This window comes from Rhizobium skierniewicense, from assembly GCF_014196515.1.
Classification (GTDB): Bacteria; Pseudomonadota; Alphaproteobacteria; order Rhizobiales; family Rhizobiaceae; genus Agrobacterium; species Agrobacterium skierniewicense.
The window spans coordinates 420,182-440,956 of sequence record NZ_JACIDV010000003.1 but is presented as its reverse complement, the minus strand read 5'-3'; the positions used below and the strand labels follow the sequence as shown (position 1 = coordinate 440,956).

Genomic DNA, 20,775 nt, shown 5'->3' with positions numbered 1-20,775 from the left:
TCCAGCATTCACCCGGAGAGGGCTACCTCATGAACATCTCCAGATTTTTTGTAGACCGGCCGGTTTTCGCTGGCGTCCTTTCGGTCCTCATCGTCGTGGCGGGCCTCATCGGCATGCGCGCGCTTCCGATTTCCGAGTATCCGGACGTCGTGCCGCCATCCATCGTCGTGCGCGCAACCTATCCCGGCGCCAACCCCAAGGTTATCGCTGAGACGGTTGCCACGCCGCTCGAAGAACAGATCAACGGCGTCGAGGACATGCTCTACATGTCCAGCCAGGCGACGTCTGACGGCGTCATGACGTTGACGGTAACGTTCAAGCTGGGCACCGACCCCGACAAGGCTCAGCAGCTGGTGCAGAACCGCGTCTCGCAAGCCGAGCCGCGTCTGCCTGCCGAAGTCAGAAGTCTTGGCATATCCACCGTCAAAAGCTCGCCCGACCTGATGATGGTCGTGCATCTGGTCTCACCCGGCAATCGCTATGACCTGACCTATCTGCGCAATTACGCCGTCCTCAACATCAAGGACCGCCTGGCGCGCATCGAAGGTGTCGGCCAGGTGCAGATCTTCGGCGCAGGCGATTACTCCATGCGCGTCTGGATCGATCCGCAGAAGGCTGCCGAACACAATCTGGCTGCCAGCGATATCAGCAACGCCATTCGCGAACAGAACGTCCAGGCCGCAGCTGGCACCATCGGTGCCTCGCCAAGCTTGACCGGCGTCGATCTTCAGCTCAACGTCAACGCTCAAGGCCGCCTTTCCACCCCGGAAGAGTTCGGCAACATCATCGTGAAAAGCGGCACGAACGGCGAAATCACCCGCCTGCGTGACGTTGCCCGCGTCGAACTCGGGGCAGCCGATTATGCGCTGCGTTCGCTGCTGGATGGGGAATCCGCCGTCGCCATTCCGGTCTTCCAGGCCCCGGGTTCCAACGCCATCACCATTTCCGATCAGGTCTCTGCGACGATGCAGGACCTGCAAAAGGCAATGCCGCAGGGCGTGAAGTACGAGATCGTGTACGATACGACGCAGTTCGTCCGCGCCTCCATCGACAAGGTCATCGACACCCTGCTCGAAGCCATCGCGCTCGTCGTCATCGTCGTCATCCTCTTCCTCCAGACATGGCGTGCGTCGATCATTCCGCTGATTGCCGTACCCGTATCGATCATCGGCACATTCGCGGTGATGTATGTCTTCGGCTTTTCGATCAATGCGCTCAGCCTTTTCGGGCTCGTGCTGGCGATCGGTATCGTCGTGGATGATGCCATCGTGGTGGTGGAGAACGTGGAGCGAAACATCGAAAACGGCCTGTCACCGCGTGACGCGACCTACCGCGCCATGAAGGAAGTGTCTGGCCCGATCATCGCCATCGCACTGGTGCTGGTTGCGGTCTTCGTACCGCTCGCCTTCATCTCCGGGCTTTCAGGCCAGTTCTACCGCCAGTTCGCGCTGACCATTGCGATCTCGACCGTCATCTCGGCCATCAACTCTTTGACCCTGTCGCCAGCCCTGGCGGCCCTCCTGCTGAAAGGCCACGACGCGCCGAAGGATTGGCTGACACGCGGTATGGATAAAATCCTCGGCGGCTTTTTCCGAGGCTTCAACCGCGCTTTTGGCGCCGCCTCGAATGGCTACGGTAAAAGCGTGGCCGGATTGCTGAACCGCAAGAGCATCGTGATGATCGTCTATGTGGTTCTCGCAGGCGCGACCTATGGCATGTTCAATGCGGTTCCGGGTGGCTTCGTGCCCGCGCAGGACAAGCAGTACCTCATCGGTTTTGCCCAACTGCCGGATGCCGCCAGCCTTGACCGGACCGAAGACGTCATCAAGCGCATGAGCGATATCGCCATGAAGCAGCCGGGCGTCGAACATGCGATTGCGTTTCCGGGCCTGTCCATCAACGGCTTCACCAACAGCTCCAATGCTGGTGTGGTCTTCGTCGCTCTCAGCCCGTTCGAAGAGCGTACAACACCTGAATTGTCTGGCGGTGCCATTGCCATGGCGCTCAACCAAAAATTCGGTGCCGTTCAGGATGCCTTCATCGCCATGTTCCCGCCACCACCCGTCAATGGTCTCGGCACGACCGGCGGATTCAAGATGCAGATCGAGGACCGCGCTGGTTTCGGCTATCAGGTGTTGGATGAGGTGAACAAGGCATTCCTCGCCAAGGCCTATCAGACACCGGAACTTGCAGGCCTGTTCTCCAGCTTCCAGATCAATGTGCCGCAGCTTTACGCCGATCTCGATCGCGCAAAGGCGGAACAACTGGGTGTGTCGGTCACAGACGTGTTCGAGACGTTGCAGATCTATCTCGGCTCGCTGTACGTCAACGACTTCAACGCCTTTGGCCGCACCTACAGTGTGCGGGTCCAGGCCGATGCGAAATTCCGCGCACAGTCGGACGATATCGGCCAGTTGAAAGTGCGCTCCAGCAACGGTCAGATGATACCGCTTTCCGCCCTCTTGAAGGTGGACGCCACGACGGGCCCGGAACGCACCACGCGTTACAATGGATTCCTGTCGGCCGATATCAATGGCGGCCCGGCTCCCGGTTTCTCGTCCGGCGAGGCACAGGCCGCCATCGAACGCATCGCCAACGAAACGCTGCCATCCGGCATCGCTTACGAGTGGACAGATCTGACCTATCAGCAGATCCTTGCCGGCAGCTCGGGTTTCCTGGTCTTCCCGCTGGCTTTGCTGCTGGTCTATCTGGTGCTCGCTGCGCAGTATGAAAGTCTCACCCTGCCGCTTGCGATCATCATGATCGTACCGATGGGCGTACTGGCTGCGATGACCGGCGTCTGGCTGACGGGAGGTGACAACAATATCTTCACCCAGATCGGCCTCATCGTCCTTGTGGGTCTCTCTGCGAAAAACGCGATCCTGATCGTGGAATTCGCGCGCGAACTGGAGTTTGAAGGGAGAACGCCGGTTGCCGCCGCCATCGAGGCAAGCCGTCTTCGCCTGCGTCCGATCCTGATGACGTCGCTTGCCTTCATCATGGGTGTGGTGCCGTTGGTCATTTCCACGGGTGCCGGTGCGGAAATGCGCTCAGCCATGGGTGTCGCGGTGTTCTCAGGCATGATCGGCGTCACGATCTTCGGTATTTTCATGACGCCGGTGTTCTACGTGTTGGTGCGCAAACTCGCGGGCAACCGCCCGCTCGTCCAGCATAAGCCTGAAGAGGCCGCAAATACGGACTTCAAGATGGATAAGGCCGTGTAATCTTGCATCAATGAAATCGAAGCCCCAAGACGATGTCGTCCTGGGGCTTTTTTCGTTTCTGGGACCTGAAAAGGACTGGACAGTGGCCAACCGAAAGGTCAGGTTCGGCACCTCCATTTTACGATCACGATCCACCCTTGAGACAAGACGAGTAACACACGTGCAATCAAAAATTTCGATTGAGCAGGGCGTGAAAATGGCCGGTGTCGGGACGTTCCAGCGCCGGTTGTTTGTCATCTTTGGTCTTGTCTGGGCGGCAGACGCGATGCAGGTTCTGGCGATCGGCTTCACCGCGCCATCGATTGCCAAAAGTTTTGGAATCACAGTGCCAGAGGCGCTTCAGACCGGAACGATCTTCTTTCTCGGCATGTTGATCGGCGCATTCGTCTTCGGACGACTCGCAGACCGCATCGGTCGACGCCCGGTTCTGTTTGCAGCCATCATCCTCGACGCCGTGTTCGGTGTGGCCTCTGCTTTTGCCCCAGACCTCCAGTGGCTCTACGTCGCTCGGTTCCTGACCGGCGTGGGTGTGGGCGGAACCCTGCCCGTCGACTACGCCATGATGGCGGAATTCCTGCCCTCGGACCGGCGTGGACGCTGGCTGGTTTTGCTGGAAGGCTTCTGGGCCATCGGCACTGTCGCACTTGCCGTTCTGGCGCTCGTCGCCGGAAGCCAGGGAGGCGAAGCATGGCGGACAATCTTTTTCGTCACAGGATTGCCAGCGCTGATCGGCATCGCACTACGATTATACGTCCCGGAATCGCCTCTTTATCTTAATCGCCAGGGTCGCTCGGAAGAGGCAAGAGCCGTGCTGCGGCGGGTCGCCAGAACCAATGGCGCCGCAGACGATATTCCGCCGCTTCAGCCTCAAACTCCTGAGCGCAAATCCATCGGCGCGCTTTTGTCGCCGCAATTGCGTCGGCGTACGGTTTTTCTGATGCTAGCATGGATGCTGATCTCGATCTCCTATTACGGTGTTTTCGTCTACCTGCCGGTCAAACTGGCAAGCGACGGCTTCGGCTTCATGCGCGGTCAGATGTTCCTCGTCATTCTGGCGATTGCACAACTGCCCGGCTACGCGCTTGCAGCTTACGGCGTAGAGCGATGGGGGCGCAGGCCGACATTAATCGGTTTTCTGTTTTTGAGTGCGGCAGGGACACTGGCCTATGGCTTGGGACAAAGCGTCGAAATTGTCGTGGCAGCATCCCTGCTCATGAGCTTTGCACTGCTTGGCACGTGGGGCGCGATCTATGCCTTCACACCGGAAATCTACCCGACAAGCCTGCGGGCAAGCGGCATGGGTACGGCTGGTTCGATCGCCCGCTTTGGCGGACTTTTAGCGCCATCCATCGTGGCGCCGGTTATGGCGTCCAGCTTCGGGCTGGCACTTGGCGTCATCTCAGGCCTGTTGCTTCTGGCAGCTTTCAGCGTCTTTTTGATCGACGCTGAAAGCCGCAACGAGGCTTTGGTATAGCCGATCAGTTCTGGTGGCGCAGGCTCCAGATGACGGACCAGGGACCGAGACCCGAATCTTTCGTCTGACCAAAAGTGAAAATGCGCTGGCTGTCCTCCGGGATATCTCCGGCGGCCGCTTGGACGCCAGACAGATTTGCGGCAAGCCAAAGCTCCGTGCCATTCGCCAACGTCCAGACCGCGGTAACCACACCACTCCGGGTTTGGAACGTGCCTGGACCGAGACGCTTCGCTTTCAGCAACGGGACGACGTGCTGGTGCCGGATATCGATCAACGAGCGATAGAACGCCAGCATCTTTGCACCGTCGCCGCTTTCGGCCCGAGACCAATCCAGCTTTGCGGAGGCAAAGGTTTCGTATGCGACCGGATCGGAAACGTTGTCGCCATCGAAACCCGGCAGTCGCGATAGCTCTTCACGTCGGCCCTTGCGGACCTTTTCGTTCAGTTCGTCATCGAACTCACAGAAAAACGGGAAAGGCTCCTTGGCACCCCATTCCTCACCCATGAAGAGCATCGGGATTTGCGGCGCCAGAAGACAGACTGCCGCGATGGCCTTGAGCGGTTCAGGCGCCGTATAGGACGACATTCTGTCGCCGTTTGCCCGGTTTCCAACCTGATCGTGATTTTGGGTGAAGGAGATGAAAGCCGTCGGCGGTAAGTTGCCTGTGGACTTGCCGCGCTCTTCGCCACGATACGGCATGTGCTGGCCCTGGAACACAAAGCCTTCCGCCAGAGCACGGCCGAGATTTGCGTCGTCTTCGACATAGTCTTGATAGTAGCCGAAGGTTTCACCGGTTGCTGCGATGTGCAGCACATGGTGGATGTCGTCGTTCCATTGAGCGGTAAAATGCTCCGCGTCGCCGCCATCCTTCCGCAACAGAAGATCACTGTTGTTATCCTCGTTTTCAACGATCAGATGAACGTGTCGGGAGCCGGCCGTCTGTCTCACACGTCTGGCAAGTTCGTGAAGCACGTGTTCTTCGCTATCGTCCTTGATCGCATGGACGGCATCCAGCCGCAGACCGTCCAGCCGGAACTGCGTGATCCAGTAGATTGCGTTCTGTATCACGAATTCCCGGACAGGCTTGCCACCCTTGTCGTCGTAATTGATGCCCTTGCCCCACGGCGTCATGTGGTGATCGGTAAACAGCGGCGCGTAGTTCGGCATGTAATTGCCATCCGGCCCAAAGTGATTATAGACCACATCCAGAAACACGCAGATGCCGCGGGCATGGGCGGCATCCACCAGTGCCATCAGGTGTTCGGGACGCCCATAGCTGCTATCGGGTGCGTAAGGCAACACGCCATCATATCCCCAGCCATAGCGCCCGGGAAAGTCACTGAGCGGCATCAACTGGATTGCGGTTACGCCCAGCGTCTGTAAATGATTGAGCTTATCGATTGCCGCGAGGAACCCACCATCCTGGGTAAACGTACCCACGTGCAACTCGTAGATCACCATCTCTTCCCAAGGTCGACCGGACCATTCTCCGGTTTTCCAAGTGTGGGCGTTGAGATCAACGACTTCGCTCGGGCCATGCACATCGTGCGGCTGAAACCGCGAGGCCGGGTCGGGAACAGCGAGATCATCCGGCTGCCTGAAACGATACTGCGTGCCCGCGCCCACACCGGGCAACTGGCAATGGTGCCATCCGCCATCGACAACCTGCATCGCGTGCTGTTCGCCTGTCTCAAGCTGCAAAATCATGCTGGGTTGCAGCGGTGCCCAGATGCGGAAAAGCGTTGCGTTGTCGAGGATGAGTGGTCCGAAATCGAAATTTTCTGACAAAAATCTGGCGCCTCTAATAGAGCTGGGAATATGGATGTAACTGTGGCGTGAGAAAAAAGTTCAGCAGGTACGAAAGCTTCTTTACGACAGATTACGTCCATCTCCGTCTTTTCAGGTGGAACCAGATCGTTGCCTTGCGGTTTCGGACAGATAGTCCCACTGGAAGCCCCGCATGACCATTCCCACAGCCACCTATCGTCTTCAGTTTCGCAACGGCATGACCTTTGATCGTGCAGCGGCAATCGTGCCCTATCTCAAACAACTGGGCATCAGCCACCTCTACGGCTCGCCCATTTTCACCGCCACCAGTGGTTCCACGCATGGCTACGACGTGACAGATGGCAACCAGATCGATCCGGCCATTGGTGGGCGGGCGGGGTTTGACCGGCTGGTAAAGGCGTTGAAGGCTGTCGAGATTGGCCTCATCCTCGACATCGTACCGAACCACATGGCGGCCTCTCTAGAAAACCCCTGGTGGGCCGATGTGATCGAACATGGCGAGCAAAGTGCCTACGCGCGACACTTCGACATCGACTGGCGCCGCCGCCTGACCCTGCCGGTGCTGGGTGAGGATTTTGACCAAGTTCTAGAAGCCGGCGACATCTCGGTTGCGCTTAACCCTGCAACGGGCAAACCATCACTGCGCTGCTACGACGCCCTTTATCCGCTTTCCACCGCGTCCTATGCCGGGCGGGAAGCGCAGATCGTCAACACAACGGACAAGGCTCTGATTTCCCAACTGCACGACGCGCAACCCTACAGATTGATGAACTGGCGCGATGCGAGCAGCGCGCTGTCGTATCGACGGTTCTTTGAGGTCACAGGCTTGGCGGGCGTACGGATCGAAGACGAATCCGTTTATGAGGACTCGCATCGACTAATCTTCGAACTGGTTCGCAGCGGAGACGTCGATGGTCTGCGCATCGACCACGTCGATGGTCTGGCCGATCCCAATGAGTACTTGGAACGCCTGCGCAGGGACGTTGGCCCCGACTGTTACCTCACGGTCGAGAAAATCCTGGGTGAAGGCGAAACGGTGCCGTCGCAATGGCCCGTGTCTGGAACGACGGGCTACGAATTCATTGCCGCACTGAGCGATGTCTTCGTGGACGGCGACAAGCTGGCAGATTTACGCGGCGCGTATGACATCACCATCGGCAAGCCGCTTGATGTCGCAGGCGAACTCCGGTCGGCAAAACTCCTGATGGTCGACAAGAATTTTGCCGGGGAGTTTTCGACGCTGCTCCGCTTGGCCATGGACATCCTCGCTTTGCAGAGCGAAGTCACGGAGGTGAATGAAGCAGATGTGCGTGGCGCCCTGCGCGAACTCGTCGTCTCGTTCCCCGTTTACCGCACCTACGGCACACCTGCGGGCATGTCGGAGGAAAGCCAAAGGGTTCTGGCAGATGTCGTTGATAGCATTGAAAAGAGCGAATTTGCCCCAAATCCGGATGCGCTCCACAGGCTACAAACTATCCTCACCGGCAAAATATCGGACCCTACCGGCAAATCCTCGGAGCTCAGAACCCGTTTCCAGCAACTGACCGGCCCGTTGATGGCGAAATCAGTCGAGGACACGCTTTTCTACCGCCAGAACATGGCACTGGCACTCAACGAGGTCGGCGCAGAGCCCTTGCCACGGGCCTATTCCGTGGACCGCTTCCACGCGGAAATGAAACACCGGTTGGAAACGCAGCCGCATGCGCTGTCCACCACATCCACCCATGACACGAAACGCGGCGAAGACGCGCGCGCGCGGCTCTACGCGATCAGCGAAGCCCCTGATCTCTGGCATAGCTGCGTGACGCGTTGGCGCGATCTGAACGCCCCGTTCAGGACAACGATCAATGACGGCGTAGCCCCTGAACCCCTCGTTGAGTGGATGCTCTACCAAGCCCTTGCTGGTGCATGGCCGCACACATTACAGCACACCGACCGCGACGGTTTGGGAGCGCTCGAAGCGCGCTTCATTCCCTATGTGGAAAAGGCATTGCGCGAAGCAAAATTGCGTACGAACTGGGGAGACAGCAACGAACTCTATGAACACGCCGTTCTGAATTACGCCCGCAATCTTCTGTCGCCAGACAATCATGCCTTCCTCAACGATTTCACACAGACGCTTGAGCCTTTCATCAAGGCGGGCTCATCAAACAGCCTTGCGCAGACTGTCATAAAACTCACTGCCCCGGGGGTTCCCGACATCTATCAAGGCTGCGAAGGCTTCGATCTCAGCCTTGTCGATCCCGACAACCGTCGCGAACCGGACTTCGATGCCCTGTCGGCTCAATTATCAGCCCTTCCGGCCCATCTGGATACGGTGGATGATCCCTGCGAACCCAAGCTGAAACAACACATCATCAAGCTGCTTCTGACGTTGCGGAGCCAAAAAGCTGATCTCTTCCTAGAAGGCGACTATCTGCCGCTCGACATAACCGGTGACAGCGCGTCGCATCTGGTCGCCTTTGCCAGATCGACAAAAAATGACGCCGTTATCGTCATCGTCCCCCGGCTCGCTCTGGCCTCGATCACCAATGCCCGTCCCCTCGTGAACGCTGCGCACATCCGCCTCCCGTCACGCTTGGCGAACAGCGGGTATGTGGACGTGCTGACAGGCAAGGCGTTCGACCTTACGGAGGGCATAGATGCTGCGGAGGTAACGGGCGGCCACGGCTTTGCCGTCCTGCGACGGGGCTAGTATTTCGATCACGCGTTGCTGCGCATGCTCGCACGATACTGTTTCGGTCGCATGGAAAACCGTTCGGAAAAGGCCTGATAGAAGCGCGATACGGATCCAAACCCGGATTCGAAGGCAACGTCGGTGATGGGCATGTCGGTTGCAATCAACAGAGACTGGGCCGTGTCGAGGCGGTGACGGATGATGGCCTGGTTGATGGTCATGCCGACGGCACGTTTGAACACGGACATGGCATAGTTGGGATGAAGCCCCGCATTGCGACCGACGTCTTCGGAGGAGATTTCGTTGAGGGCATTCTCTGCGATATAGCGCAGCATGCCCTCAACGTGCTCCATCCGCTCGCTATCATTGGCGCCAAGGCTCGCGATGGCCGAGCCTTCCTCGCGCAGGTCACGCCAGCCATCACGTTCGATGCGCAGTACGCGTGCGCTCAATTCATTGCGCACGATCTCGATGAGCCCCTCGTCACCGGAACGCAACTCATCGCGCCAGCGCTGGAAGATGTCGTGATCGTAAGAGCGTAACGCGATGGCCTCGATCATGGCGCCACGGAACACGGCATCTCGAAAACGCGTCAGGCTGGCAAGACCCAGAAAAAACGACATCGGTATATAAAGACAGATGAAGGACGTACCCTCCGCCCGCGCGATGACCTGATGGGGGATCATGCCCCAGAACAGGCAAAGCCGCCCCTTGCCGAGAGAAAGCTCACGCCCGTCGAACCAGTAGGTCATTTGGCCCTCCAGCACGAAATTCAGCTCCACCTGGCTGTGCATATGTGGTCCGGCCATGACCTGCACCAGAGAGGCTTCGCCAGCACAAAAACGGTGGTCGCCGAAGACCACCAGCGGATGTCGTGGATCGTGCTCTGGATGTACCGGTACGGATTCGTCGCGTCGAGCGTGCTGTATGGAGACCATAATCTTAGGATCCTAGAGAAAATATCCGGAATTTCGGTAGCTTATTGCGGGTTTCGGACAGATGTTCAAGCCGAACTTGAATTTGGCTTGGGAGGGCGTGCTTATGGTTCACAGTCTCCACGGCGACGTGTCACGGTCATAGGGAGGAAAACATGACTCTTTTAAAAAGCCTCAGCGGCGTTGCCTTTTCGGCAGCGCTATTTTCATCTGCCTTTGCAGGCGAGATCACCATCAATTCCGACCACTCCGATCCGGTCCCGAAGAAGGCGATGGAAGAGTTGATTGCTGACTTCCAGAAGGCCAACCCGGATGTGAAGGTCAAGTGGAACAACTTCGACCACGAGGGCTACAAGTCTGCCATCCGCAACTTCCTGACCGCCGATGCGCCGGATGTCGTTGCCTGGTACGCGGGCAACCGCATGGAGCCTTTCGTCAAGGCCGGTCTCTTTGAAGATGTAACAGACGTATGGACTGCAAACGGTCTGGAAGACCAATTGAAGTCCGCGTCTCCGTCCATGACCATCGACGGCAAAAAGTGGGGCGTACCATACACCTACTACCAATGGGGCATTTACTACCGCAAAGACATCTTCCAGAGCCAGAGCATCACCCCGCCCAAAACCTGGGATGAGCTTCTGGCTGCGTCCAAGAAGCTGAAAGATGCTGGCATCACGCCGTTCACCATCGGCACCAAGGCATTGTGGCCGACCGCTGGCTGGTTCGATTATCTGGACCTGCGCATCAACGGTTACGACTTCCACATGGAGCTGACATCGGGCAAGGTTCCCTACACGGACCCGCGCGTTAAAGCCGTGTTCGAGAAGTGGGCCGAATTGGTCAAGCCGGGCTACTTCATCGAAAACCATGCCGCCATCGACTGGCAGGACGCCGTTCCCCAGCTGGTACAGGGCAAGGCCGCCATGTATCTGATGGGCAATTTTGCGGTTGCCACCTTCAAGAATGGTGGCCTGAAGGAAGAGCAGATCGGCTTTATGCCCTTCCCGGAAATCACCAAGGGTCTTCCGATCACAGAGGAAGCACCGACCGACACGTTCCACATTCCAAAGGGTGCGAAAAACAAGGACGATGCGAAGAAATTCCTAGCCTACGTTGCGTCTCCTGAAGCACAGACGAAAATGAATGCGACGATGGGCCAACTGCCCGTCAACAACAAGGCGGAAAAACCGACAGACCCGTTCCTTCTTGCAGGCTTTGACATGTTGTCCAAGGCAACCGCCATCGCGCAGTTCTATGACCGCGATGCGCAGGCGGAAATGGCCAAGGCCGGTATGGAAGGCTTCCAGGAATTCATGGTCAAGCCTGACAAGATCGACGCCATTCTGGCGCGCCTCGAAAAGATCCGCGCTCGCGTCTACAAATAAGACCTGTTCCTCCCAGCGCCGGGTGCCGTCAGCGGCATCGCCCAGGCACCCGGCTGCTATTTTATATGTATATTTTCAAAAGGTGCCGCCGTGAGCAACGCCGTTTCACCATCGCCCGGTTTCTGGAAGCGCAATCAGCAAAAACTGGCGCCCTGGCTGTTTCTAGCCCCAGGCCTGCTGATGTTCGTCATCTATGTTCTGGTACCCATCGTCGAGTCGATCTGGATCAGTTTTCACGACTGGGACGGAATGGGCGAAATGACCTGGATCGGCTTTGGCAATTATGCCGAGCTGCTTCAGGACGATACCTTCTACGTCTCTTTGAAGAACAACATCATCTGGCTGGTGCTCTATCTGCTGTCCATTCCGGCGGGGTTGGCTGTGGCGCTGTTCCTGAACCAGACCGTGCGCGGCATTCGCCTTTACAAATCGTTGTTCTTTTTCCCCTTCGTCATCAGCCAGGTCGTTGTCGGGCTCATGTTCACATGGTTCTACGCACCGGATTTCGGACTGTTCTCCAAGCTGCTGGAATGGGTGACGGGCGAGCAGATCGCGATCCTGGCAGACGAACGCTTCGTGACCTATGGCATTATCGTCGCAGGGCTGTGGCCGCAGACCGCCTATTGCATGATCCTCTATCTGACCGGCCTCAACAACATCAACCCGGAACAGGTGGAAGCCGCGCGCATGGATGGCGCCAAAGGTTTCAAGCTGCTGTGGAACATCATTCTGCCGCAACTGGCACCCGCGACCTTTATCGCCATGGTCGTCACCGTCATCGGCTCACTGCGCTCCTTCGACCTCGTGTCGGTCATGACGGCGGGTGGCCCCTACGGCTCCAGTTCGGTTCTGTCCTATTTCATGTATGAACAGGCGCTCTCGGAATACGGCTTCCGCATGGGTTACGGCGCAGCCATCGCCGTTGTCCTGTTCCTCATCATGATGATCTTCATCACGCTCTTCATCGTGCGCATGCTGAGCCAGGAAAGGAATTCCTGATGTTCCCCGCACCCATTCAGAACACATCGCCTTTCATTCAGCGGGGCTACAAAATCCTGCTGCCCATCGCGCTCATTCTGTGGCTGCTGCCACTGATCGGCGTTGCCATCACGTCCGTCAGACCGGCGGGCGATTTTGCAGCGGGCAATTATTTCGGCATTCCCTCGGGCTTTGCCGGCGTCGAGAACTACACCGCCGTTTTCCGGGATTCGCCCATCGGGCTCTATATCCTGAACTCGTTCAAGGTCACGATACCGACCGTTATCGGTACTGTCGCGCTCTCCTGCCTCACCGGATTTGCGCTGGCGGTGTACAAGTTCAAGGCCAACCTGCTGTTGTTCTTCATGTTCGTGGCAGGCAACTTCATTCCGTTCCAGATCTTGATGGTGCCGGTGCGTGACATGACGTTGCGCGCAGGGCTTTACGACACGACAATGGGTCTCGTGCTGTTCCATGTCGCTTTCCAGACCGGGTTCTGCACGCTGTTCATGCGCAACTTCATCAAGGGTCTGCCCTTTGCGCTGATCGAATCCGCCCGCGTCGAAGGCGTCTCGGAGTGGAGGATCTTCCGCTACATCGTGCTGCCACTGATGCGCCCGGCCATTGCGGCGCTCTCCGTGCTCGTTTTTACCTTCGTGTGGAATGACTACTTCTGGGCGACGGTTCTGGTTCAGGGACAACATGCCATGCCTGTCACGGCAGGTCTTTACTCACTGAACGGGCAGTGGGTTGCCGCCTGGCATCTGGTGTCTGCGGGATCGCTGGTCGCCGCGCTGCCGCCGGTCGCCATGTTCTTCATCATGCAAAAGCACTTCATTGCCGGACTGACACTGGGAGCGACCAAGGGATGAGCCAGATCATCACAATCGGCAAAGGCGAGTTCACGCTCAGCCTGCGCCTGCCCGAACTCGGTATGCCGGAAATCCTGTCTTTCGCAACACCGGCAACCTCAGCCGATCCGCTGTTTGACATTGAACGCTCGAGCCGAGTGAACGGCATGGACGTGGCTGTGCCATCAGCGGTGCTGCTGCCAACAGGCGGAATGGGCTTTTTCGGCTGGCCTGCCATATCGGGCCACCGGCAAGGGCGCGATTTCACGCTGCAGTTCGGCGCATGGAAAGTGGCAACCGTAAGCCATGCGACGACCCTGCGCGGCCATGACGCCGTGGCGAAAATGGATATTGCGATCACCCTGACCGAGCATGTATCCGGCTTGATCTCCATGTCCACATCGCTGACCAATCGCGGAGAAACTGATTACCAGTTAGACCGCTGCATGGCTGCAACCTTTGCGGTACCGGCTGGCGAAACAGAACTGACAAGCTTCACTGGCATGTGGGGACGCGAATTCCAGACACGCAAGGAGACGCTGGGCAATGGCGTCTGGTCGCAGGAAAGCCGGCGCGGGCGCACGTCGCATGATCGATTTCCGATGATCTTTGTCGAGACGGCCGGACAACGTTTCGGCGTCACTCTCGGCTGGAGCGGTAATCATCATGTTGTCATTGATCGCACCGACGACGGACAGCGCCTGATCCATATGGGTGAGCTATTCGAGCCGGGCGAAGTCATTCTCGACACCGGCGAGAGCTATCAAAGCCCGGTTGCCTATGCCGGGCCTGACACGCAAGCGTTTCACGCTTTCGTCCGCAGCGAACTTACGGACTGGCCGGGCGGACAGATGTCTCCCCGCCCCGTCACCCTCAACACGTGGGAAGGCAATTATTTCGACCACAAGATGGTTTCGCTGAAAGCACAGGCGACGGCTGCCGCCGAAATCGGCATCGAACGTTTCGTCCTCGACGACGGCTGGTTCGGCAAGCGTGACGACGACACGACCAGCCTTGGCGACTGGGATATCGACGCCCGCAAATACCCGGATGGTTTGAAGCCTCTGGTGGACCATGTGACCGGGCTGGGCATGCAGTTCGGTATCTGGTTCGAGCCCGAGATGATCAACCCGGTTTCGGAGCTTTACAAGAAGCATCCGGACTGGGCGTTGCAAATCGAAGGGCGGCCTCTGCTCCAGTCTCGTACCCAGCTTGTGCTCGACCTCACACGCAAAGAGGTTTCCGACTATCTGTTTGCCAAGATCGACGCTGTCCTTGCAAACCACGCGGTCTCCTACATCAAATGGGACATGAACCGTGACCTGACCCATGCGGGCGGGCGCGATGGCAAGGCGAAAACGTCTGCCCAGACCCGTGCCGTCTATGCGTTGATGGACCGCGTCCGTGCGGCCCATCCAGCTGTCGAGATCGAAAGCTGCGCATCCGGTGGCGGGCGTATCGATTTCGGTGCTTTGGCCCGCACCCATCGTGTCTGGACATCCGACTGCACGGATGCGCTGGAGCGGCTGGAAATCCAGCGTGGTGCATCGCAGTTCGTGCCGCCCGAAATTCTGGGCAGTCACATTTCCGCATCCCCCAACCACCAGACGGGACGGCGTCATTCGCTGGCGTTCCGCGCGCTCGTCGCCATCGCCTATCACATGGGTGTCGAGCTCAACCCGCTCGAATTGACGCAGGGCGAGCGCGAAGAACTGAAACTTTACATCGAGGCTTACAAGCGCCTGAGACCCGTGTTGCACGCGCCGGGCGCGAATTTCCTGCTGGCGCCTCTCGATGGCCGTTACGTCTGGGGCGCGGCCAGCGCCGACAAGATCGTGGTGATCGTCGCGGAGGGTCCGCAGATGGTGGGTGAACAACCGGCACCCCTAAGACTTCCTGAAAGCGTCACTCGATTTGGTGGCACATGGAAAATATCCAACGCACTTCCGGCAGAGCCGGAATTCATTCGCATCTCCGAGGGCCAGAAAAAGCTGCTCGCCGGGACCATCAGCTTCGAGCTTTCCAGTGCTGGCCTTGCAGGTCTGCCATTGCCGATGCTGAAACCGGAAAGCGCGCTGCTCCTCGAACTGGAACCTGTCAAGGGAGGCAAGACCAATGGCTGACGTAAGCCTGCGCAACGTCAAGAAAGAGTTCGGCGCGCTCAGCGTCATCAAGGGCGTCGATCTCGACGTGAAAGACGGAGAGTTCTGCGTCTTCGTCGGTCCTTCGGGCTGCGGCAAGTCCACGCTGTTGCGGATGATTGCCGGTCTCGAGCAGATCACCTCGGGCGCACTGTCCATCGGTGGCCAGGACATGACCAAGATCGGCCCTTCAGAGCGCGGCGTGGCCATGGTGTTCCAGTCCTACGCGCTCTACCCGCATATGACGGTGGCTGAAAACATCGGCTTCGGGCTTCGCATGACGGGCCACTCAAAGGAAATGATCGCCGAGCGCACGGCACATGCGGCCAAACTGTTGCAGCTTGAACCGCTGTTGCAACGCAAGCCGGGTCAGCTTTCCGGTGGTCAACGCCAGCGCGTGGCAATCGGCCGCGCCATCGTTCGCAACCCCGAAGTCTTCCTGTTCGACGAACCGCTGTCCAACCTCGATGCCGCCCTGCGCGTGCAGATGCGTGGCGAGCTTTCCAAGCTGCATCAGGATCTGAAAGCCACGATGATCTACGTCACCCACGACCAGGTGGAAGCCATGACCATGGCCGACAAGATCGTGGTTCTCTCTGCGGGCAAGATCGAACAGGTCGGTTCGCCGCTGGAGCTCTACCACCGTCCTGCCAACCTTTTCGTGGCGGGCTTTATCGGCTCGCCGAAGATGAACGTGTTGAAGGTACCGGCAAAAAGCGAAGGCGGAACAATCAGTCTGACGTTGCCGGGCGGCGTGACCCTCGCGGTCGACGCTCCCGATGGTGCCGCACCGAAGGACGCCTCCATCGGCATTCGTCCCGAGCACATCAGCGCGACCGGCGAAGGTGACGTCGTGCTGGAAGGCACCGTGCGTCTTGCCGAATATCTCGGCTCCGAAACACTCTTCTTCGTCGAACTGGCCGATGGTTCGGAGATCTCCGTCAAGGCCGATGGTCTGGCAAGTGCCAAACCGGGCGATAAGCTCAAACTCGGCATCAATGCCAAGGCCTGCCATGTGTTCGACGATCAAGGCAAAGCCATCATCAACGGAGATCTGACGCGATAATGTTGGGCGTATGTTATTATCCCGAGCACTGGGACGAAAGCCGCTGGACCGAAGACGCGCGGCGGATGCGCGAGCTGGGCATTTCCTTTGTGCGCATCGGTGAATTCGCATGGTCGAGGCTTGAGCCAGCGCGGGACGAGTTTCAATTCGAATGGCTGGACCGCGCCATGGATGTGCTCCACGCCGCTGGTCTCAAGGTCGTTCTGGGCACACCCACCGCCACGCCACCGAAATGGCTGGTGGATGAGCATCCCGATATCCTGCCCTATGGCGAAGATGGCAAGGTCCGTGGCTTCGGCTCGCGTCGACACTACACGTTTTCATCAAAGACGTGGTGGCGCGAAAGCGCGCGCATCGTCGAGATCATCGCCAGGCGGTATGGAGAACATCCGGGCCTTGTGGGCTGGCAGACCGACAACGAATATGGCTGCCATGACACCACCGCGTCGTGGGGTCCCGAAGACCTCAAGCAGTTCAAGCAGTGGCTGCGGCTGCGCTACCAGTCGCCAGAGCAACTGAACGAAGCCTGGGGCTCGGTTTTCTGGTCCATGGAGCTGAAGAGTTTCGAAGATGTTTCGCTACCGAACCTGACCGTGACCGAAACCAACCCGGCAACACGGCTGGATTTCTGGCGCTTCCAGTCCGATCAGGTTGCTGCCTATGACAAGATGCAGTGCGAGATCATTCGCAAGCATTCGCCGGGACGCTGGGTCACCCACAACTTCATGGGTTTCGTTTCAGATTTCGATCATTTCAAGGTCGGCGACAATCTTGATCTCGCATCCTGGGACAGCTACCCGATCGGCTTTGTCGAGAAGTTTCCGTTTACCGAAGAAGAGCGTAACCGCTGGGCACAGACATCGCACCCCGATATCGCGCCCTATCATCACGACCTTTATCGCAGCGTCGGCAAAGGCCGTTTCTGGGTGATGGAACAGCAGCCAGGCCCGGTCAACTGGGCACCGTGGAACCCGGTACCGAAGCCAGGCATGGTGCGCCTATGGACATGGGAAGCGCTGGCGCATGGCGCTGAGGTCGTCAGCTATTTCCGCTGGCGGCAAGCACCCTTTGCGCAGGAGCAGATGCACGCAGGCCTGAACATGTCAGGTCTGGATGAGCTTTCACCCGGCGGGCTGGAGGCACAGCAGGTTGGCAAGGAACTCGACGCCTTCGGCAACCTGCCGGAAAGCGGCAAGGCGCAGGTTGCTCTTGTCTTCGATTACCAGACCTACTGGACGACGATGATCCAGCCACAGGGGATGGATTTCCGCTACGGGGAACTGTGCTTCCGCTGGTATGAAATTTTGCGCCGGCTCGGTCTGGATATCGACTTTGTCCGTCCGGGCGATTCTCTCGATGGCTATTCGCTCGTCGTCGTACCCTGCATGACGGAAGTCGATGTCGCAACGGAAGCTGCTCTCGCCAAGGCCACGGGGCAAATCCTCATCGGCGCACGCACGGGATCACGGGACCGCAACTTCGTCATTCCGAAGAACCTCCCACCCGGACCGCTGGGTAAACACACTGGCAACCGTGTCATCCAGGTTTCCACATTGCGGCCCGGCCTGTCTGACGCCGTGTCGGGAGAGGTTAAGGGCGCGGCAATCCGTTGGCGCGAAACTGTGCAGACCTCGGCCAATATCCTCGCCCGCTTTGCAAATGGCGATCCGGCACTGACGGAACACGGCAATATGCTTTATCTGGCCTGCTGGGCGGATGAGACGTTGCTATCGAGCGTGCTGACGCTGGCTGCGAAAAAGGCCGGGCTCGAAACCATCGCCTTACCGGACCATATCCGCATCCGTCGCCGCGGCGATCTCACCTTTGCCTTCAACTATGGCACCGAGGCTTGGAAAATCCCTGAAAATGGTACTCTCGTGCTGGGAGACAGGGTGCTGGAACCGCAGGCCGTCTCTGCTTGGAAAACGAGCATTTCATGACATTGTAAGGCTGTGTTCGTCGAAACGAATGCAGCCTTATCAATTTCTACGCGCTCAGCCGAACGCCTGACTGGCGAGCGCCCATGTCCTGGGCTTCAAACCCTCTTCGTTCTCACGATCCCGCATCCATCGTCCACCGAGTGACATGGTCGTAACGGTATCGAAAACCGACATGCCTGAGCTTGCAACATACTGTGCGAAAGCACCGCTTTCCTCCCGCGTATCGAGCCTCAGAAACTGGCCTTCATGTTCCACCACATGCGGATGGGTAACGGCGATGGCATCTCCCGCGTTGAAGGCCACCACAGGCCCGATCAGCGCCCCGCGCCCAAAACGACGACAGAGCGAAAAGGCTTCGACACGCTGCCCTCGAACCAGCACCACGCCCTTGGAGACCGGAAGGAGCGAATTGAACAGCGTGTTGCGGCCAGCACCGAAGGCCTTCTCATCCAGCGCAAGGATGGTGTCGACATCGCCTGATGTCATCGGCCGCAGCGTAGCGCCGCCAGCGAGCTGCGGCGTGGCGACCGGTTTTGCTTCCCCCTGACACTGAAACACAGTCGTCTCGATGGAAAAACCCATGGACTGATATAGCCGTTTGGCAGCACGGGTCGCGTTCAGACCGAATTGCCGCTTGCCGGCCTGCTGCATCACATGCAGCATCATCCAGCTTCCCGCACCTCTGGCCTGAAGTCGGGGTGGTGTTATGACCATGCCGATGGTGGAAAAGGTCGAACCGAAATCGAACCACATGGCCGAACCGGCAAGCCGACCAATGGAATCGACGGCGACGACGCCGTTGCCGTTTTCGAGAAGCATCTGCCAGTCCTTGGGGCGGTGCGGCCAACCCACACCAACCGACAGAGCATGCAGCTTTTCAATGTTGGCGTCCGCGATGTTCTCAAGCGTCAGCTCAAAGGCTTCAAGCTGTAAGGTGTCGTGATGATCCACCGCGCTTACATTCCTGGCTTCGTCCGCCATCAGCATTCCTGAATGTCACAAATCCGCCTTCCAGAATTACGGCATCCACACCAAATAAATCGTTCGAATCCGGCGGGATTTCAGCAGTTTCCACTAAAGCGCCAGGCTTTTCAGTGCGTTTAGACGTCTAAACGCTCTACCTTGTTCAAAACGGCGAGAGGCAGCAATGACGGAATTCGACATATTGGAGCGATTGGTCTCGTTCCCCTCGGTGGTCGGGCAAGCCAATGCCGATATCGTCGAATGGATAGCCGGCTACGCCGGACGCTGTGGCGCACAGGTGACAACCGCGCTGGGGCCGGAGGGTGATCGCTCCAATCTTTTCATCTCAGTCGGCCCGCGCGATCGTTCCGGCGTCATCCTGTCCGGCCATATGGATGTCGTCCCGGCGGGCGAAGCGGATTGGTCGTCTGACCCTTTCGCACTGCGCGACGATGGCGACCGGCTCTATGGACGGGGCACCAGCGACATGAAGGGCTTTCTGGCCTGCGCCCTCGCGGCCCTGTCCGAATTCGCAAAAATGCCCTTGAAGAGACCGGTCCATCTTGCCTTTTCCTATGACGAGGAAGCGGGCTGCAAGGGTGTACCAAACCTCATCAAGCTCATCCCCACGCTGTGCGCGCTTCCGGACATGTGCATCGTCGGAGAACCAAGTGGTTTGCGCGCGATCAGAGCCCACAAGGGCAAGGCCGCGGCACGGATCACCGTCAAGGGACGTTCTGGCCATTCTTCCCGGCCTGATCAAGGCCTGAATGCCATCCATGCCATGAGCGAGGTTCTGGCCAGCGCCGTACATGCCGCAACTGTGCTGAGGGACGGCCCGTTCGATAGCAATTTCGAACCACCCTACTCTTCGCTTCAGGTCGGCAAGATCAGTGGCGGACAGGCAGTGAATATCATCCCGGATCTCTGCATGGCAGACATCGAAGCGAGAGCGATTTCCGGTGTCTCACCCGCAGCCTTGCTGGAGCCGTTGCGCAAGGCGACCGAGGCTCTGCGCATCAGCGGCTTCGAGACTGCATTCGATATGTTGAGCGCGTATCCAGCCCTATCGCTGCCAGCCGATGCTCCGCTTGCCACCCTCATGCATGATCTAACCGGCTTAGAACCGCTGGCGGCAGTCAGTTACGGCACCGAAGCCGGGCTCTATCAGGCGGCGGGGATCGACAGCATTATCTGCGGTCCCGGCGATATCGCACGCGCCCACAAGCCAAACGAGTTCGTTACCTGCGATGAGCTCTCCGCCTGCCGCAGCATGCTGGTTGATCTTGGAGCGCGATTGAGCGCCTGAACCAGCAAATCGGTCAGATGTGCTGCGGGCCATCGCCGCTTCA

Annotated in this window: 13 protein-coding genes; 10 read left to right on the top strand and 3 right to left on the bottom strand. The window is 58.5% G+C overall.

Annotated features, from left to right (window positions below; genetic code table 11):
• Positions 1 to 29: 29 nt before the first annotated feature.
• Both GGQ73_RS06930 and GGQ73_RS06925 read left to right on the top strand, forming a co-directional pair.
• Entirely contained in the window at positions 30 to 3,224 is a 3,195-nt protein-coding gene (locus GGQ73_RS06930) for an efflux RND transporter permease subunit (protein ID WP_183895028.1), read from the top strand.
• Between the two features lie 196 nt (positions 3,225 to 3,420).
• On the top strand, positions 3,421 to 4,698 hold the full coding sequence (locus tag GGQ73_RS06925; protein ID WP_183895103.1) for an MFS transporter: 1,278 nt from the start codon (positions 3,421 to 3,423) through the stop codon (positions 4,696 to 4,698).
• A 4-nt stretch (positions 4,699 to 4,702) separates the two neighbouring features.
• On the opposite strand, the gene treZ is transcribed toward GGQ73_RS06925, so the two are convergent.
• Complete coding sequence (treZ, locus tag GGQ73_RS06920; protein WP_234910908.1) at positions 4,703 to 6,487, bottom strand: malto-oligosyltrehalose trehalohydrolase; 1,785 nt, start codon at positions 6,485 to 6,487, stop codon at positions 4,703 to 4,705.
• Positions 6,488 to 6,659: 172 nt separating this feature from the next.
• Between treZ and treY the strand changes: the two genes are divergently transcribed.
• Positions 6,660 to 9,182, top strand: a complete 2,523-nt coding sequence (gene treY / locus GGQ73_RS06915) for a malto-oligosyltrehalose synthase (RefSeq protein WP_183895026.1) — start codon at positions 6,660 to 6,662, stop codon at positions 9,180 to 9,182.
• A gap of 8 nt (positions 9,183 to 9,190) precedes the next feature.
• On the opposite strand, the gene GGQ73_RS06910 is transcribed toward treY, so the two are convergent.
• Positions 9,191 to 10,102: a helix-turn-helix domain-containing protein gene (locus GGQ73_RS06910; RefSeq protein ID WP_183895024.1), complete on the bottom strand. Its 912-nt coding sequence runs from the start codon at positions 10,100 to 10,102 to the stop codon at positions 9,191 to 9,193.
• A gap of 152 nt (positions 10,103 to 10,254) precedes the next feature.
• Here GGQ73_RS06910 and GGQ73_RS06905 point away from each other — a divergent pair, with 152 nt between their 5' ends.
• The 6 genes from GGQ73_RS06905 (at position 10,255) to GGQ73_RS06880 (ending at position 18,460) form a co-directional block, all read left to right on the top strand.
• The gene (locus GGQ73_RS06905) at positions 10,255 to 11,484 is read left to right on the top strand and encodes an ABC transporter substrate-binding protein (protein ID WP_183895022.1); all 1,230 of its coding nucleotides are present in this window, start codon (positions 10,255 to 10,257) and stop codon (positions 11,482 to 11,484) included.
• A gap of 180 nt (positions 11,485 to 11,664) precedes the next feature.
• A complete protein-coding gene (locus tag GGQ73_RS06900) occupies positions 11,665 to 12,483 on the top strand; it encodes a carbohydrate ABC transporter permease (protein WP_434060050.1) in 819 nt (272 codons plus the stop codon).
• A complete protein-coding gene (locus tag GGQ73_RS06895) occupies positions 12,483 to 13,334 on the top strand; it encodes a carbohydrate ABC transporter permease (protein ID WP_183895018.1) in 852 nt (283 codons plus the stop codon). Before GGQ73_RS06900 ends, GGQ73_RS06895 begins: the two co-directional genes overlap by 1 nt.
• The gene (locus tag GGQ73_RS06890; protein WP_183895016.1) at positions 13,331 to 15,436 is read left to right on the top strand and encodes an alpha-galactosidase; all 2,106 of its coding nucleotides are present in this window, start codon (positions 13,331 to 13,333) and stop codon (positions 15,434 to 15,436) included. Before GGQ73_RS06895 ends, GGQ73_RS06890 begins: the two co-directional genes overlap by 4 nt.
• Complete coding sequence (locus GGQ73_RS06885; RefSeq protein ID WP_183895014.1) at positions 15,429 to 16,520, top strand: ABC transporter ATP-binding protein; 1,092 nt, start codon at positions 15,429 to 15,431, stop codon at positions 16,518 to 16,520. Before GGQ73_RS06890 ends, GGQ73_RS06885 begins: the two co-directional genes overlap by 8 nt.
• Positions 16,520 to 18,460, top strand: a complete 1,941-nt coding sequence (locus tag GGQ73_RS06880; RefSeq protein ID WP_183895012.1) for a beta-galactosidase — start codon at positions 16,520 to 16,522, stop codon at positions 18,458 to 18,460. The genes GGQ73_RS06885 and GGQ73_RS06880 overlap by 1 nt, the downstream gene beginning before the upstream one ends.
• A gap of 54 nt (positions 18,461 to 18,514) precedes the next feature.
• Here the strand turns inward: GGQ73_RS06880 and GGQ73_RS06875 are convergent, their stop codons facing one another.
• Positions 18,515 to 19,441, bottom strand: coding sequence for a GNAT family N-acetyltransferase (locus GGQ73_RS06875; protein WP_183895010.1), 927 nt, complete (start codon positions 19,439 to 19,441; stop codon positions 18,515 to 18,517).
• 166 nt (positions 19,442 to 19,607) lie between these two features.
• On the opposite strand from GGQ73_RS06875, the gene argE reads away from it, so the two are divergent.
• Positions 19,608 to 20,732, top strand: coding sequence for an acetylornithine deacetylase (argE, locus tag GGQ73_RS06870; RefSeq protein ID WP_183895008.1), 1,125 nt, complete (start codon positions 19,608 to 19,610; stop codon positions 20,730 to 20,732).
• Positions 20,733 to 20,775: the final 43 nt, after the last annotated feature.